Here is a 15,991-nt window from a genome sequence, read left to right as displayed (position 1 = left end):
AGGCCCGGCCTGCCGTGCGGCGGTCAGCGATTCCGCCCGATGGCGATGCGGGCCGCCCCGGTGTCGGGCCAGTCCACCAGCGCATCGAGAAACCGCACCACATGCTCCCGCGCCGCAGGGGCGCATTGGGCCAGCGCCCGATTGATGCGCTGGCTCTGCAGCACGGCGAGCTCATGGGCGAGCGCCGCGCCTGCATCGGTAACGTACAGCAGGCGCTGTCGCCGGTCAGCCTCTCCTTCGCGCTGCGTGACATAGTTCTTGTCGAGCAGCTCCTTCAGCACGCGATTGAGCGACTGTTTGGTGATGCGCAGCAGCTCGAGCAGGCCGGCGACCGTCATGCCGGGATTGCGGCTGACGAAATACAGCACGCGATGGTGGGCGCGGCCAAAGCCATCCGCCGCCAGCCGGCGATCGGCGTCGCCGACGAAATCGCGATAGGAGAAAAACAGCAGTTCAATGATGTCCAGCGCAGGCGCCGCGTCAGCGTCGGAGACGCGGCCCGGGGCGTGCTTCGCCGGGTCGCCTGCTCCCGCCCGGTACTGGCTCACCCGGCAGTCAGACACATGAACCTCCATTATGTCAGCTCTATTGACATATCACGATTTGCCGCCAGCTCGTCAAGTCGCGGCGCTGGCAGCGCTATCGGGCGGAAAAGTCGCGATGGCGGCGCGCTGGAGGCCGCGCCAAACGGGCAGGATATAGCCCTGCGCAGCTAAAGCAGGACTTGTCAGCATGGCGGGTTGTAGCGGACAGTGCGGCGCAACGTTTTCTACGCCATGCGATCGGCCGGCGACGGCCGTCGGGGTGTTTTCATACAAGGCGATCAGCAGGGGCGCGGCCCGCGACAGCGGCGACCGGTCATGCCCTGGCGACAGGCTCACTGGCCCGCGCAAGACGGGCGCACAGGAAGAACAGGGAGAGATACATGTCCGCACTACCCATGGACAGCCGCGACGGCTTCATCTGGTTCGACGGCAAGCTTGTGCCATGGACGGACGCCCGGATTCATATCCTGACGCACGGGCTGCACTACGCCTCCTGCGTGTTTGAGGGCGAGCGCGCCTATGGCGGGCAGATATTCAAGACCCGCGAGCACGCCGAGCGCCTCAAGCAGTCGGCTGAGCTGCTCGACTTCATCCTGCCCTATTCCGTCGACGAGCTGTGCGCCGCCAAGGATCTGGTGATCGCCAAGAACAATCTGCCGGATTCTTACGTGCGCGCCTTCGCCTGGCGCGGCTCGGAGGCGCTGGGCGTCTCCGCCCTCGGCAACAGCATCCATGTGGCGATCGCCGCCTGGGAATGGCCGAGCTATTTCGATCCGGCCGAGCGGCTGAAGGGCATCCGCATCACCATGGCCGATTACAGAAGGCCTGACCCGCAGACGATCCCGTCGCGGGCCAAGGCCTCGGGCCTGTACATGATCTGCACCATCTCCAAGCACAAGGCCGAGCGCAATGGCTATGCCGACGCGCTGATGCTCGACTGGCGCGGCCAGGTGGCCGAGTGCACTGGCGCCAATATCTTCTTCACCAAGGATGGGGTGCTGCACACGCCGCTGGCCGACGCCTTCCTCAACGGCATCACCCGTCAGACCGTCATCGCGCTGGCCAAACGGCGCGGCATCGAGGTGCGCGAGCGGGTGATCATGCCGGAGGAGCTGGGTGATTTCGAAGAGTGCTTCATCACCGGCACCGCCGCCGAGGTGACGCCGGTGAGCGAGATCGCCGACTGGCGCTTTACGCCCGGCGCCATCAGCAAGGCGCTGATGGATGATTACAGCGCCGAGGTGCTGATCAAGGTGTGAACCGCCGGTTCCTCTGGCGCGATCGGCGCCGGAGGACCGCCGCGCGGCTGATGCAGACGCCAGCCCAGCCAGCTGCTGCATCAAGCGGCGGTTGCGGCGGGCGTTGTGCTGTTTGGCGGTGAAAACCTGCGCTTCATTGCGGGGCGATGACGCATCCATCACCTGAAAGGCTCATGGGCCGCCCTGGCCCTGGCGGAACCGGATGCGCCGCGCCCAAGGGATGTCGTGTCAGCGCTTCTGTTCGTCCGCCGCGATCAGATGGCGGATGCCGGCGCGCATATAATCCCAGCCTGTGTAGAGGGTGAGCAGCGCCGCGACCCACAGCATGACGATGCCGATATCGCGGGCGTGCGGGACGACCGCCTCGCCAGCCGTGCCGGAAATCAGGATGCCGACCGCCAGCAATTGCACGGCGGTCTTCCATTTGGCCACCGTCGACACCGGCACGCTGACGCGCAGTTCGGCGAGGAACTCGCGCAGGCCCGACACCAGGATCTCGCGCGACAGAATGATGATGGCGGCCCACAGCGAATAGCTGCGAATGTCGCCCACGGCGCACAACATCAACAATGAGGCGGCGACCAGCACCTTGTCGGCGATGGGATCGAGCATGCGGCCAATGGCCGATTGCTGCGACCAGGCCCGGGCCAGATAGCCGTCGAGATAATCGGTGATGGCGGCCAGCGCGTAAATCGCCAGCGCCAGCCAGCGCATGGTGTGCTCATGCGGCCAGAACAGGCAGCCCACCACCGCCGGAACAGCCAGCAGGCGCGCATAGGTCAACAGATTGGGCAGGCTGTAGGCGGTGGAGCGTCTGGTCACGGGAAGTCAGCTCATGATCGGGGCTGGCGGCGCCGGCGGGCGCGCGCATGGCATGGGAGCGTCAGGCAAGGTGTGCAGGCGATGCAGACCACCGCGAGCATGACAGCGTTCATCAGCCGGCGCCATCATGAAAGAAACCGTAAACAGCCCGGGCGGTCGCGGCATTTACGCCTGGCGTGCGCATCAGGTCGTCCAGTGAGGCGGCGGCCACCGCCTTGGCGGTGCCGAAGGCCAGCAGCAGCGCCCGCTTGCGCGCCGGGCCAATGCCCGCGATCTCATCCAGCGGGCTGCGCATCATGTCCTTCTTGCGCCGGGCGCGATGCGTGCCAATGGCGAAGCGGTGGGCCTCATCGCGCAACCGCTGGACGAAATACAGCGCCGGATCGCGCGGCGGCAGCCGGAACGGCGCCCGCCCCTTGATGAAGAAGCTCTCACGGCCAGCGTCACGATCCGGCCCCTTCGCGATGGAGACCAGCGCCACGCCGCTGACCCCGAGCTCGGCGAACACCGCTTTGGCCGCCTCATGCTGGCCGCGACCGCCGTCGATCAGCACCAGATCTGGCCAGGCCGGCATGGCGGCCGCGTCCGCATCGGCGTCCACATCTGCATCAACCTCATCGTCTGGCGCGAGACCGGCGCCTTCCTGGGGAGGCTGGAGGGCGGCGGCGAGGACCGGCGCGGGCTGCGGCTCCTCCTTGAGCAGGCGGGCGAAGCGGCGGCGCAGCATCTCCTTCATCATGGCGTAGTCGTCGCCAGGCGTCAGATCCTCGGAGCGCATGTTGAAGGTGCGATAATGGGTCTTGGCGAAGCCATTGACCCCGGCGACGATCATGCCGCCGACCGCATTGGTCCCCATGATGTGGGAATTGTCATAGACCTCGATGCGACGCGGCGGGCGCGGCAGGCCAAACGCCGCCGCCAGCGCCTGCATCAATTTGTGTTGCGACGCCGTCTCGGCCAGCCGCCGCGACAGCGCCTCATGGGCGTTGCGCGCCGCATGGTCCGCCAGATCGCGCTTTTCGCCGCGCTTTGGCGTCGCCACCTCGACGGCGCGCCCGGTTTTGGCGCTGAGCGCTTCGGCCAGCAGCGGCCGCTCATCAGGCTCGGTCGACGTCAGGATCAGCCGTGGACAGGGGCGATCGTCGTAAAACTGGGCGATGAACGCCGCCAGCACCTCGCCCGCCGCCATCGAGCGGTCGGCGCGCGGGAAATATGAGACATTGCCCCAGTTCTGGCCGTTGCGGAAAAAGAACGCCTGCACGCAGAACTGGCCCGCCTGCTCGGCGACGCCGAAGACGTCGGCCTCATCCACAGTGCGCGGATTGACCTCCTGGCTCGACTGGATCGCCGACAGCGCCGCCAGCCGGTCGCGATAGCGCGCGGCCTTCTCGAATTCGAGATTCTCCGACGCCGCCTGCATGTCACGCGCCATGCGCGCCCGCACCTGGGTGCTGCGGCCAGACAGGAAGTCTTTGGCCTCCTGCACCAGGCCATCATAGTCCTGCGGCGAAATCTCATTGGTGCACGGCCCGGAGCAGCGCTTGATCTGGAACTGCAGGCAGGGGCGGGTGCGGTTCTCAAAATAGCTGTCGGTGCAGCTGCGCAGCAAAAACGCCCGCTCCATGGCGTCCAGCGTCCGCGTCACCGCGCCAGCATTGGCGAAGGGGCCATAATAGTCGCCAGGCCGGTTGCGGGCGCCGCGATGCTTGACGATCTGCGGCGCGCGATGACCCGAGGTCACCAGAATATAGGGGAAGGACTTGTCGTCGCGCAGCAGCACATTGTAGCGCGGCCGCAACTGCTTGATGAGATTGGCCTCCAGCAGCAGCGCCTCGGTTTCGGTGCGGGTGGTGACAAATTCCATGCGCGCCGTGGCGGCGATCATCCGCGCCGTACGCGCCCCGCCGTGGCCGACGCCACGCGTGTAACTGGCGACGCGATTCTTGAGGTTGCGCGCCTTGCCGACATAGAGCACCTCGCCCTCGGCGTTGAACATGCGATAGACGCCAGGCGAGCCAGGCAGGGTGCGCCAGAATTTGCGGATGACCTCGGCCCCGGCGGCCAGGGCGCCGCTGGCCATCGCGGCGTCGCTTGCGGCGAAGTCGAGATCGACGCCCGAGGAGCCTTCATCATAGCGCGTGACGGCGCTCGCCGCGTCTCCCACGTCCGCGGGCTCGGCGCTTGGCGTGTCCGTCTGGTCCCTCGCCGGCGCAGCCGTCTGCGGCGCGCCTTCGGCATCGGCCGTCGGTTCGGGGTCTCGTCCGGTGGGCGCAGCGGAAACGGTCATCAGCTGGATTTAAGCGCCCGCGCCGAGATGTCAAAGCCAGCGCCAAGGTCCGGGTCGACGCAAAGTGGCGCAGACAAGTAGTGACGACCGGGCCGCGGGCCCACGTCGGCGCAAAGCGTCGGCCGCCCGATAAAATACCGGGGCGTGGCCAAAACGTGACAGCAGGCGACGGCCGGGCGCCGACAACGCGGCGCACGTCGACACGACTGGCAGGTCGGCGCGCAATGGCCTGGCGCCCGCCAGAGCCAAGGCAGAAGCTGGGCTGAAGCGCGACGAGCCGCCCGCCTCCTGCGCCGTGACACGGTCGTGGGCCTCATTCGCCGCTCCGGCTGGCGCCATGCTGGACCCATGCCGCCGCACGACGATGGCTCCACTGCGCAGCGCGCGCACGCCGCGCCGCATTCCCGGCGCGATATGGCGCTAATTCACTGATATAACGTGATAAATACCCAACCTCGCCCGACGCGCCGCCGGGCTGGCGCCGCAGGGTTCGGCGGATCGCGCCTTATTTGCCGCGCAGACTCCTGTTGTTCCCGTGCGTCGTCGCTGGTAAGAGCGCGGACATCCAGTCAGCAGCGTCCGTTAACCGCAGTTCCGCAGTCCCTGCGGCCTGGCGTTGCACATGAATTCCGGCCTGCCATAGGCCGTTCCGGTCGGTCGCCGCACGCAGCGCCGCCGGTCACACCAAGAGAATGGCCGTCAGGATGAAACCCTCCATCAAGCTCGTCGCCGGCAACTCCAATCGCCAGCTTGCAGAAGCGATCGCCCAGTATCTGGAGACGCCGCTGGCGACCTGCCAGGTCAAGCGCTTCGCTGACATGGAAGTGTTCGTGGAAATCCAGGAAAACGTGCGCGGCGAGGACGTGTTCGTGATCCAGTCCACGTCCTACCCGGCCAATGACCATCTGATGGAGCTGCTGATCATCATCGACGCCCTGCGTCGCTCGTCAGCCCGCCGCGTCACCGCCGTTCTGCCCTATTTCGGCTACGCCCGTCAGGACCGCAAGCCGGGCCCGCGCACGCCGATCTCCTCCAAGCTGGTGGCCAATCTGATCACCCGCGCCGGCGCCGACCGCGTGCTGACGCTGGACCTGCACGCCGGCCAGATCCAGGGCTTCTTCGACATCCCCACCGACAATCTCTACGCCGCCCCGGTGATGGTGCGCGACATCAAGGAGCGCTTCGCCGGTGAGGAAGTGATGGTGGTGTCGCCAGACGTGGGCGGCGTGGTGCGCGCCCGCGCCCTCGCCAAGCGCATCGACGCCCAACTCGCCATCGTTGACAAGCGCCGCGAGCGCCCCGGCGAGAGCGAGGTGATGAACATCATCGGCGACGTCACCGGCCGCTCCTGCATCCTGATCGACGACATCGTCGATTCGGGCGGCACGCTGTGCAACGCCGCTGAAGCGCTCCTGAAGCAGGGCGCCAAGGAAGTCACCGCTTATTGCACCCATGGCGTGCTGTCGGGCGGCGCCGTGGCCCGCATCGCCTCCTCCAGCCTGAAGGAGATGGTGATCACCGATTCGATCCAGCCGACCGAAGCGGTGCGCGTCGCCAAGAATTTCCGCGTGCTGTCGATCGCCCCGCTGATCGGCGAAGCCATTGGCCGCACCGCCACCGAGAGCAGCGTCTCCAGCCTGTTCGACTGATATGGGCCGATGAGCAGGCCCGATCGGGTTCTGCTCAGGCCAATGCGGCGACTGGCGCCTCAGGTCGCGGATGCCCCAGCATCGTCGCGGCCTGGATTGAGCGCCCGCCCCATCTGATCGCCAGCCCGGAAGCAGCGCCGCCGCTTCCGGGCTTTTTGCGTTATAAGCGGGCGTCGCCGCCCCGCTGGCCAGCATCACCGCGCCAGCCGCCTTCAGGAGCTCCCATGCAGCTGAACAATGACCGCGCCCTTGTGCTGCTGTCCGGCGGACAGGACAGCTCGACGTGCCTCGCCTGGGCGCTGGCCCGCTTTGGCGAAGTCGAGACCATCGGTTTTGACTATGGCCAGCGCCATGCGGTGGAGCTGCAGTGCCGCGACGCCATTCGCGCCGCTTTCGCCACGCCTACGGCGCAGCTGCCTGGCCGGCTGGGCGATGACCACATGCTGAAGCTCGATGCGCTGGGGGCGATTTCCGACACCGCCATGACCCGCGACATCGCCATCGTCGCCAATGAGAGCGGCCTGCCCAACACCTTTGTGCCTGGCCGCAATTTGCTGTTCGCCACCTTCGCCGCCGCCGTGGCCTATCGCCGGGGGTGCCGGCACATCGTGCTCGGCGTCTGCGAGACCGATTATTCCGGCTATCCGGATTGCCGGGACGACACCATCAAGGCGCTACAGGTGGCGCTGAACCTCGGCATGGAGACGCGCTTCGTGCTGCACACGCCGCTGATGTGGCGCGACAAGGCCGCTACCTTCGCGCTGGCCGTGGAGCTGGGCGGCCAGCCGCTGCTCGATCTGATCATCGAAGCCAGCCACACCTGCTACGTCGGCGATCGCAGCCAGCGCCACGACTGGGGCTATGGCTGCGGCGCCTGCCCGGCCTGCGACCTGCGCGCCGACGGCTGGCGCAGGTTTGTGGCGGGCAAGGCCGCGCCGCGCCCGGCGGCGGACGACTGAGGCCGCGCGTCGGGCTTTGGGCTGGCTGGCGTCGCCCTTTGCGGGCGATCGGCAGGCGCTGGGGCGATGATAGAATGGCAGAATGAGGCTTTGTGCCCGCCAGCTACTGGCGTGCCGTCCTGACCCCGTCCTTGCGCCTCGTGGACCCTTGCGCCTTCCGCGGAGGCCAGCGCAGGCCCCGTGCCTGAAATTCCCTTCTGGCCAAAGGCTTGCACGGCTCAGCCCGTCTCATCAGCGCAGGCGCCATGGAACCGACGCGATTTCGCCCCGCTTCCCCTTCAAGCTGCCGCCCTCCGCAGCAGCCTCGAAAGGATGAAGCCCATGAGTGGACGACGTTGTGGACGACGCTCCCTGACATCGGCCTCCCTGCTCGCCGCCGGGATCACCGCCTGCCTCAGCCTGCCCGCCATCGCCCAGCCGGCGACGCCCTCGGCTCCAGCCGCAGCCCCAGCCGCCACCGCCGCCTTCGTCGGCAAGGACGGCGGCAAGGCCGGGACCGCCCAGCTCTACGAGACGCCCTCTGGCGTGCTGATCCGGCTTGAGGTGCGCGGCCTGCCGAAGAAGCAATGGGTCGCGCTGCACGCCCATGAGCACGGCGCCTGCAGCCCCCATGACGGCAACAAGGCCGCTGGCGGCCATTTCAACCCGACGGGCGCCCAGCACGGCTATATGGCCCCGGGCGGCCCGCACGCCGGCGATCTGCCCAATCAGCAGGTGGGCGCCGATGGCGTGCTGCGCGCCGAGGTGTTCGCGCCGAAGCTGTCGCTCGGCGGCGCGGGCCGCGCCACCTCCGACCTCGTTGGCCGCACGCTGATGATCCATGCCAAAGCCGATGATTATGTCAGCCAGCCAGCAGGCGATTCTGGCGACCGGCTGGCCTGTGCGCCAATTGTGCGGGCGTCCACGCCGAAGCGTTGACGCTGACATCTGCATGCCCACGAACGCCAGAGCGCCGACGCGCGACGGCGCGGGGGTTTTGCCCGCTCGACGGCGACGGTTTGGGGCGGGATACTGGCCTTAAAACAAGGTGCAGGAGGACGCCCCATGACAGATCAACAGGACGCCGGCCAGGGTCAGCGCCCGCCCGGCGACGACGCCGTATTGCTGATCGACGCGCCGGCCCCAAAGGTGCGGCGGCTGACGCTGAACCGGCCGCACAAGCGCAACGCGCTGAGCAATGCGCTGCGCGCCGCCATCCTCGCAGCGCTGGAGGCGGCGGATCGCGACCCTGACGTTCATGTCAGCATTATCCAGGGCGCGGGCTCCTGCTTCAGCTCCGGCTACGATCTGTCCGGCGACAGCAGCCAGGGCCAGCCCTATCATTCGGCGTCGGGCCCGGGCCAATGGGCCCGCCACGTGGTCGATGGCTGGACGCGGATCTGGGACCTGCAGAAGCCGGTGATCGCCCAGGTGCATGGCTATTGCCTCGCTGGCGGCAGTGAGCTGGCCGCCTGCTGCGACCTGGTCTATGTGGCCGAGGACGCGCAGATCGGTTATCCGCCCACCCGGCTGATGAGCCCGCCTGACAACCAGTTTCACCCCTGGCTTGTGGGCATGCGCCGGGCCATGGAGATGTATCTGACTGGTGACTCCATCTCTGGCCTTGAGGCGGTCCAGGATGGCTTCGCCAATCGGGCTTTCCCGGCGGAGCAACTGGAGGCCCAGGTGCTGGCCATGGCGCAGCGGGTGGCGCTGACCCCGCCGGAGTTGCAGCAGATCAACAAGCGCGCCGTGCACCGCGCCATGGAGATCATGGGGCTGCGGGCTGGCATAAGGGCCGGCACGGAGTTGCAGGCGCTGGCCCTGTCGACGGAGGCGAGCAAGGCCTATTTCAGCCAGTTCCGCCGCGATGGCGCCAGCGTCTCGAAGCTGTTGAGCGAGCGTGACGCCGCCTTTGGCGATTATCGCACCCAGCAGAAGCCATCAGCCGGCGGCTGAGCGGCTGCGCGCCTGACCTCTGCGCACGCCTGTGACGTTGCAGACACGTCAGGGAGGCTGGCGTCAGTGAACCTCGCGCTGGCGGATCGATTGCCCGCAAGCGTGTTGCCTCAACGGCTTGAGGCGGTTATAAGCCCCCTGCCCGTCTGACACCCTTGGAGGCGCGGGCAGAGGCCGCCGCATGGCGGCTGTTTGCATTACAAAAGGAATTCACCATGACCGCCGTCAAGCAGATCATTGCCGAGGCGCGCACCCGGGTCGGCAAGGGGGCCGCTCGTGAACTGCGTCGTCAGGGCCGTTCGCCCGCAGTAATTTATGGCGCTGGCAAAGAGCCGCTGCCGATCTCCGTGGAATACGCTCCGCTGCGCCAGGCGATTTACGCCGGCGGCTTCATGACCACGATCTTCGAGATCAAGGTCGGCGACAGCGTTGAGCGCGTGATTCCGCGCGACTACCAGCTTGACCCGGTCCGTGACACCCCGCTGCACGTCGACTTCCTGCGCGTCACCCGCAACGCCACCATCGACGTGGACGTTCCGGTGCACTTCATCAACCAGGACGCTGCGCCTGGCCTGAAGGACGGCGGCACGCTGAACGTGGTGCGTCACACCGTGAACCTCACCGTGTCGGCCAACGCCATTCCGGACGCCATCGAGATCGACGTGGCTGGCCTGAACATCGGCGACACCATCCACATCTCGGCTGTCAAGCTGCCGGCCGGCGCTGAGCCGAGCATCACCGACCGCGACTTCACCATCGCCAGCATCGTCGCTCCGACCGTTGCGCCGGAAGCCGCCGAGGGCGAGGCTGCTCCGGAAGCGTGATATCCGGCATACCAGCAGCCGATGAGCATGACTCATCGGACGCTGGTCAGGCCTGTGCAGCGACTGGGCATGTCAGGTCGCGGATGCGTCAGCATCCTCGGGCCTTACGCCAGTGGGGCGCAGGACGAGCGTTTTGGCGGGAGCGGCGACGCCCCCGCCTTTTTCTTGAGCTGTGCACGGCGCAGGGCCATGCCGTTCATCGAGGAAGGGGCGCGACATGCTGCTGTTCGTTGGCCTTGGCAATCCAGGCGCCAAATACGCCGGCAACCGCCACAACATCGGGTTTATGGCGATCGACGAGATGGCGCGACGCCATCGCGCGACGCCGTTCCGCAGCAAGTTTCAGGCCCAGACCTCGGAAGCGACCATCGGCGACGACAAGGTCGTGCTGTTGAAGCCGCAGACCTATATGAACGAATCCGGCCGCTCGGTGGCCGAGGCCATGCGCTTCTACAAGATCGCGCTGAAGGACGTGGTGGTGTTCCACGATGAGCTCGATCTGGCCCCTGGCAAATTGCGGGTGAAGAGCGGCGGCGGCAACGCCGGCCATAATGGCCTGCGCTCAATCACCGGCCTGTGCGGCAATGACTATCGCCGGGTGCGGCTGGGCATTGGCCATCCGGGCCACAAGGACCGGGTGCACGCCTGGGTGCTCAATGATTTCGCCAAATCGGAGCGCGAATGGGTGTCGCAGCTGTGCGACGCCGTGGCCGAGGCCGCGCCGCTGCTGGTTACGGGCGATGACGCCAGCTTCGCCAGCAAGGTGCATCTGAGCTGCCAAAGCGCCGCCTGAAGACATCCATGCCTGGCGGCATACGATGCTAGCGGCATGCGACCCTGAGACCCCGGGGGCCCGAGAGCGCGATCGCCTCAGGCGCCGCCTCGCCTGCGCCCAAAAGCAGGCAAGGCGCACGGCTCCCCGCGCGCCCCGCCGGATCCAGCGGCGAACCTGGGCCGCCTTACGCGGCCCCTGGCGCCAGCTCATGACGCCATAGCAGCCTATTTCATCGCGCCGCTGATCACCGGGCCGAAGTTCACCCAGCGATCGCCTTCGAAGCGCATCATCCGCTCCTGCTCGATCGGATAATAATCGGTGGGGCTGGTGTTGATGGTGATGCCGTTCTGCAGCATGCCTGGATCGAAGTTCTTCAGATTGGCGGCCTCTTTCATGATGTTCTCACGCGTGAGGTTATCGCCGGCCTGCTTCAGCACCTGCACCAGGGTGCGGGCGACATTGTAGCCATAGACGTAGTTGGACTGGGTCTTGTCGACGCCTGGCATGTATTTGTCGATGAAGGCGTGCCACTCCTTGACCCCCGGGTCGTTTTGCAGGCCTGGATCAGTCGGGTCTTTCACATAATTGACGCTCATGATGCCCTGGCCATTCTCAAAGCCAGCCGGCTTCATCACCGCGCCCACCGATACCGAGACATTGACCAGCAGGTGCACCGGCTTCCAGCCCACCTCAGAGACCTTGCGGATGGTCTGGGCGGCGAATTTCGGCGTGGTGATATTGACGAAGACATCCGCCCCGCTTGAGCGCAGCTTGAGCAATTGGGCGTCAGCGGTCGGCGACGACAGCTCGTATGATTCCTCGGCGATGATCATCGATTTCGCCTTGTCGCCAAGGCCATCCTTGAGCCCCTGCAGATAGTCCTTGCCGAAGTCGTCATGCTGGTAGAGCACGGCGATCTTGCCCTTGGAGTGGTGGTCGAGGATGTATTTGGCGTAGATGCGCCCCTCACCCTGATAGGTTGGCTGCCAGCCCATGGTCCAGGGGTTATTCTTGTAATCCCCCCATTTGGTCGCGCCGGTGGCCAGGAACAGGTGCGGCACGCCCTTCTGGTTCAGATAGCGCTGCACGGCGGTGTTGGATGGGGTGCCGAGCGGGTTGAACACCACCAGCACATTGTCGTTCTCCACCAGCTTGCGCACCTGCTCCACCGCCTTGGGCGGGCTGTAGCTGTCGTCATAGGAGATGAAGGTGATCTTGCGGCCATTGATGCCGCCCTCTTCATTGACCTTGCGGAAATAGGCGGCCTCGGTGGTGCCAATGCTGCCATAGGCGGACGCGGGCCCGCTGTAAGGCATGACATTGCCGATGCGGATCTCTGTATCGCTGGCGCCGGGACCGTATTTTTTCTCGGCCATAGCGGCGGTGGACAGAACGCTGACCGCGGCCCACGCCGCCGTCGCCATCATCGCCGTCCGTGCGCCCGAACTCCCCAGTTTCATCATGGCTTGCCCCTTCAGATTGAAGATGGCGCGCTATCGTTGAGCCCTGCGCGCTTGCCTTCCATCTTGTTTCAGATGCAACCAATTGCAATGCGCAATCACGCCTGAGCGGCTTAACACATTGGCGATAATACTTTCTTCCAGGTTAGCCGAACGACGGTTGAATATACTGCGGCGTGCGCGCGGTTGCGGCGGGCGGCTTGGGGCTGGCAAGGAGGCGCCGGGCGCGGCGGGACGATGGCCTGAGCGTTCGGCCGACGGGTCGCGCAGACGGCCGCATCAGGCCTGGCCTGCCGGCGACGGACTGGACGCAATTCCCATACGCCCGCACAGGACGCGCCAGCCGGCCATGGAGCGCCGGCGCACGCCCTCCCCGCGCCCTTACATCCTGATGTCGCCGGCGATCACCGCCCCGAGCGGCCGCCAGCGGGCGCCGTCAAATTGCAACGGCTGCAGCTGCTTGAACGGGAAATAATCGTCGGAGCCTGTATTGATGGCGATGCCCGGCAACAGCATGTCGAGCCTGAGATCACGGATGCTGGACGCCTGTCGCAGCACATTGGCGCGGGTGAGATCATCGCCACAGGCGCGCAGCACATGGGTGAGCAATTGCGCCAGCACGTAACCATAGACATTGAGGATGTTGTCGCGATCCACATCCGGCAGATAACGGTCGAGAAAGGCGTTCATCGCCTTCATGCCGGCGTCGTCCGCCCAGGCCGGGTCGGCCGGATCCTTGAGGTAATAGGATGAGATCACGCCCTTGCCGTTCTCCAGCCCGGCGGGACGCATGGTCCCGGCCACGGTCTGCGACACGCTGACCAGATAGCGCTCCGGCGTCCAGCCCATTTCCGCCATGCGCCGGATAGCCTGGGCGGCGAATTTGGTGGTGGCGGCGATGAACACCACCGTCGCCCCGGCGGCGCGCAGGCGCACCAATTGGGCGTCCATGGTGGCGTCTGACAGCTCATAGGGCTCTGCGGCGACCAGCATGGCCTGGGCGCGATCGCCAAGCCCATCACGCAGCCCCTTGAGGTAATCCTTGCCGAAATCATCATTCTGGTAGAGCACGCCGATCCTGGCGTCGGGGGTGCGGTCCAGCATCATCCGGGCATAGACCAGGGCCTCGGCCTGATAGGGCGGCTGGCCGCTGATGGTCCATGGAAAACTGCGCCAGTCACCCCATTTGGTGGTGCCGGTGGCGACGAACAGCTGCGGGATCTTGCGCTCATTGAGATAACGCTGAATGGCGGTGTTGGAGGGATTGCCGAGCGGATTGAAGATCGCCAGCACCTCATCGCCTTCCACCAGCCGGCGCACCTGCTCCACGGCCTTGGCCGGGTTATAGGCGTCGTCATTGCTCAGGAAGGTGATCTTGCGGCCATTGACGCCGCCCTCGTCATTGACCTTGCGAAACCACGCGGCCTGCACCTTGCCGATCACGCCATAGGCCGAAGCCGGGCCGCTGTAGGGAAAGATCGAGCCGATGCGGATTTCCGTATCGGACGCGCCGGGGTCATAGCGCTTGCCGTCTTGGACCTGGGCCTGGGCCTGGACCTGTGCCTGGGCTTGCGGCTGCTGCGCCGCGGCGCGCGAGCCGAGGCTGGCATGGAACCAGGGCAACGCCGCCGCCAGCACCACGGACCGACGGGTCAGTGAGATGTTCTGCGCCATCCGCGCCCCCTCAATTATCTATTCTTCGCGATCGCATCTCCCTTGTGGTAGCGACGCCTCGCGTGGCTGCCAAGCCCCTCCGCGCGTGGCGTGAAAAAGCCATAGCCAGAAAGGGGTTTGCGGCACATCGGGACAGCCTCCGGGGTGGCGGCGCGTATTCCAGGCGGCTTTGCGGAAGCCAAGCCTAACGACGTCGGTGATTTTTATAGATTGTCCATCATGCGGCGCTATCAGCGCCTTTATCGGAGCGGTGCAGGCAGCACGACCTCGCCCGGCGGCGACGGCGACGCCGCTCATGGGACAGGGCTGCGAGATTTGCCGCTCACCCAGTTGAGGCCAGCGCCCAGTGGGCGGGCGCTGGCCAGGGCTCGCAGGCCGGCCTCAGTTCTTGACGTTGGAGGCGTCGATGAGGTCGCCGAAGGTCACCCAGCGCTTGCCGTCGAAGCGCGCCATGCGCATCTGCTCGATCACCAGATAATCATCCGGGCTGGTGTTCACTGTCATGCCAGGCAGCAGCAGGTCGAGCGGCACATTCTTCAGCCCGGCCGCCTGCTTCATAATGTTCTCGCGGGTGAGGTCATTGCCCGCCGCCCTGAGCACATGCTCCATCAGTTGCGCCGCGGTGTAAGCGTAGAGATAGGCAGCGTTGTCCTTGTCGGCGCCGGGCATATATTTGTCCATATACGCCGACCATTTCTTCATGCCGGCGTCATCCTGCCACTCCGGGTCCTTCCAGTCCTTGAGATAGCCGATGCTCAGGATGCCCGTGGCGTTCTCGACGCCCGCCGGGATCAGCACCTGGGTGATGGACACCGAGTTTACGGTCAGCAGATGTACCGGCTTCCACTGCAGCTCCGCCGCCTTGCGGATGGACTGGGCGGCGAACTTCGGCGTCGTGAGGTTGAGGAACACGGTCGCGCCGGAGTTCTTCAGCTTCACCATCTGCGAGTCGATGGTCGGATCGGTGACCTCGTAGGACACCTCAGAGACGATCTGCTTGCTGCCCTTCTCGCCCAGCCCCTGCTTGAAGCCAACAACCACTTCGCGGCCGAAATCATCGTTCTGGTAGAGGATGGCGATTTTGGCGTCCGGCTGATTGGCCAGCACATAGCGGCCATAGATCCGGCCCTCGGTGAGATAGGTCGGATTGAACCCCATGGTCCACGGGAACTCCTTCGGCTCCGAGAAGCGCGAGGCGCCAGTGGAGACGAACAGCTGCGGGACCTTCTTCTGGTTCATGTATTTCTGCACGGCGGCGTTGGATGGCGTGCCGAGCGTCTGGAAGGTGAACAGCACATTGTCCTGCTCGACCAGCTTGCGGATCTGCTCCACCGCCTTGGGCGGGCTGTAGCCATCGTCATAGCTGAGCATGCGCAACTTGCGGCCGTTGATGCCGCCGTTGTCGTTGACCATGCGGAAATAGGCTTCTTCCGCCTTGCCGATCACCCCATAGGCGGAGGCCGGCCCGCTATAGGGCATGGTCTGGCCGAACAATATTTCAGTGTCGGTGACGCCCGGACCATGTTTCTTGTCTGTGGCGCTGGCTGAGGCGCCCAGCGCCGTCAGCAAACCGAGCCCTGCGGCGGCCAGTTTCGCCATACGCCAGGCTGGCGCCGGGCGAAGCCGCTTACGATCAAAACGCATCGTTTACTCCCCATGATCGGGGCCCCGATTGCTGTTTCAATGCGGCGGGCCGTGAACCCGCGAGCTTATCCGCCGGGGTCCCCACACAACAAAAACGCGGCGGCCCAGAGGGCCGCCGCGCACACATACGCACTTGCGTATTCCTTTATCCCCCG

General features: G+C 65.8%; 13 protein-coding genes. 7 read left to right on the top strand and 6 right to left on the bottom strand.

Translation table 11 applies throughout. The annotated features are described in order from the left end of the window. Positions 1–23: 23 nt before the first annotated feature. Positions 24–563 carry a MarR family winged helix-turn-helix transcriptional regulator gene (locus tag AC6A67_RS08535; protein ID WP_498036124.1) on the bottom strand — a complete coding sequence of 180 codons (540 nt, stop codon included), beginning with the start codon at positions 561–563 and terminating at the stop codon, positions 24–26. Between the two features lie 362 nt (positions 564–925). On the opposite strand from AC6A67_RS08535, the gene AC6A67_RS08530 reads away from it, so the two are divergent. After that, on the top strand, positions 926–1,804 hold the full coding sequence (locus tag AC6A67_RS08530; protein WP_498036123.1) for a branched-chain amino acid aminotransferase: 879 nt from the start codon (positions 926–928) through the stop codon (positions 1,802–1,804). A 228-nt stretch (positions 1,805–2,032) separates the two neighbouring features. Here AC6A67_RS08530 and pgsA read toward each other — a convergent pair whose 3' ends face one another. Both pgsA and uvrC read right to left on the bottom strand, forming a co-directional pair. Next, positions 2,033–2,626 (bottom strand): CDP-diacylglycerol--glycerol-3-phosphate 3-phosphatidyltransferase, encoded by a 594-nt coding sequence (gene pgsA, locus AC6A67_RS08525; RefSeq protein WP_498036122.1) that lies wholly within the window; start codon positions 2,624–2,626, stop codon positions 2,033–2,035. Positions 2,627–2,738: 112 nt separating this feature from the next. Then, positions 2,739–4,913, bottom strand: a complete 2,175-nt coding sequence (gene uvrC / locus AC6A67_RS08520; protein ID WP_498036121.1) for an excinuclease ABC subunit UvrC — start codon at positions 4,911–4,913, stop codon at positions 2,739–2,741. A 704-nt stretch (positions 4,914–5,617) separates the two neighbouring features. Between uvrC and AC6A67_RS08515 the strand changes: the two genes are divergently transcribed. From AC6A67_RS08515 to pth, 6 genes are all read left to right on the top strand, one after another. Then, positions 5,618–6,562: a ribose-phosphate pyrophosphokinase gene (locus AC6A67_RS08515; protein ID WP_498036120.1), complete on the top strand. Its 945-nt coding sequence runs from the start codon at positions 5,618–5,620 to the stop codon at positions 6,560–6,562. Positions 6,563–6,786: 224 nt separating this feature from the next. After that, positions 6,787–7,521: a 7-cyano-7-deazaguanine synthase QueC gene (gene queC / locus AC6A67_RS08510; RefSeq protein ID WP_498036119.1), complete on the top strand. Its 735-nt coding sequence runs from the start codon at positions 6,787–6,789 to the stop codon at positions 7,519–7,521. 321 nt (positions 7,522–7,842) lie between these two features. After that, the gene (locus tag AC6A67_RS08505; protein ID WP_498036118.1) at positions 7,843–8,439 is read left to right on the top strand and encodes a superoxide dismutase family protein; all 597 of its coding nucleotides are present in this window, start codon (positions 7,843–7,845) and stop codon (positions 8,437–8,439) included. A 126-nt stretch (positions 8,440–8,565) separates the two neighbouring features. Further along, positions 8,566–9,459: an enoyl-CoA hydratase-related protein gene (locus AC6A67_RS08500; RefSeq protein WP_498036117.1), complete on the top strand. Its 894-nt coding sequence runs from the start codon at positions 8,566–8,568 to the stop codon at positions 9,457–9,459. A gap of 215 nt (positions 9,460–9,674) precedes the next feature. Continuing rightward, positions 9,675–10,283 carry a 50S ribosomal protein L25/general stress protein Ctc gene (locus AC6A67_RS08495; RefSeq protein ID WP_498036116.1) on the top strand — a complete coding sequence of 203 codons (609 nt, stop codon included), beginning with the start codon at positions 9,675–9,677 and terminating at the stop codon, positions 10,281–10,283. A gap of 217 nt (positions 10,284–10,500) precedes the next feature. Next, positions 10,501–11,076, top strand: coding sequence for an aminoacyl-tRNA hydrolase (pth, locus tag AC6A67_RS08490; protein WP_498036115.1), 576 nt, complete (start codon positions 10,501–10,503; stop codon positions 11,074–11,076). Positions 11,077–11,282: 206 nt separating this feature from the next. Here the strand turns inward: pth and AC6A67_RS08485 are convergent, their stop codons facing one another. The 3 genes from AC6A67_RS08485 to AC6A67_RS08475 form a co-directional block, all read right to left on the bottom strand. After that, the gene (locus AC6A67_RS08485) at positions 11,283–12,521 is read right to left on the bottom strand and encodes an ABC transporter substrate-binding protein (protein WP_498036114.1); all 1,239 of its coding nucleotides are present in this window, start codon (positions 12,519–12,521) and stop codon (positions 11,283–11,285) included. A 378-nt stretch (positions 12,522–12,899) separates the two neighbouring features. After that, a complete protein-coding gene (locus AC6A67_RS08480; protein ID WP_498036113.1) occupies positions 12,900–14,192 on the bottom strand; it encodes an ABC transporter substrate-binding protein in 1,293 nt (430 codons plus the stop codon). Between the two features lie 381 nt (positions 14,193–14,573). Beyond that, positions 14,574–15,836: an ABC transporter substrate-binding protein gene (locus tag AC6A67_RS08475; protein ID WP_498036112.1), complete on the bottom strand. Its 1,263-nt coding sequence runs from the start codon at positions 15,834–15,836 to the stop codon at positions 14,574–14,576. Between the last annotated feature and the right edge of the window lie 155 nt (positions 15,837–15,991).

This window comes from Camelimonas sp. FR25 (assembly GCF_059740505.1).
The sequence above is the reverse complement of the archived record's forward strand: the minus strand, read 5'-3'. Positions and strand labels throughout refer to the sequence as shown.

Bases quoted from the DNA above. Each gene is read 5' to 3' on its own strand.
- AC6A67_RS08530 (WP_498036123.1), top strand. From the start codon at position 926: ATGTCCGCACTACCCATGGACAGCCGCGACGGCTTCATCTGGTTCGAC.
- uvrC (WP_498036121.1), bottom strand. From the start codon at position 4,913: ATGACCGTTTCCGCTGCGCCCACCGGACGAGACCCCGAACCGACGGCC.
- AC6A67_RS08515 (WP_498036120.1), top strand. From the start codon at position 5,618: ATGAAACCCTCCATCAAGCTCGTCGCCGGCAACTCCAATCGCCAGCTT.
- queC (WP_498036119.1), top strand. From the start codon at position 6,787: ATGCAGCTGAACAATGACCGCGCCCTTGTGCTGCTGTCCGGCGGACAG.
- AC6A67_RS08505 (WP_498036118.1), top strand. From the start codon at position 7,843: ATGAGTGGACGACGTTGTGGACGACGCTCCCTGACATCGGCCTCCCTG.
- AC6A67_RS08500 (WP_498036117.1), top strand. From the start codon at position 8,566: ATGACAGATCAACAGGACGCCGGCCAGGGTCAGCGCCCGCCCGGCGAC.
- AC6A67_RS08495 (WP_498036116.1), top strand. From the start codon at position 9,675: ATGACCGCCGTCAAGCAGATCATTGCCGAGGCGCGCACCCGGGTCGGC.
- pth (WP_498036115.1), top strand. From the start codon at position 10,501: ATGCTGCTGTTCGTTGGCCTTGGCAATCCAGGCGCCAAATACGCCGGC.
- AC6A67_RS08485 (WP_498036114.1), bottom strand. From the start codon at position 12,521: ATGATGAAACTGGGGAGTTCGGGCGCACGGACGGCGATGATGGCGACG.
- AC6A67_RS08480 (WP_498036113.1), bottom strand. From the start codon at position 14,192: ATGGCGCAGAACATCTCACTGACCCGTCGGTCCGTGGTGCTGGCGGCG.
- AC6A67_RS08475 (WP_498036112.1), bottom strand. From the start codon at position 15,836: ATGCGTTTTGATCGTAAGCGGCTTCGCCCGGCGCCAGCCTGGCGTATG.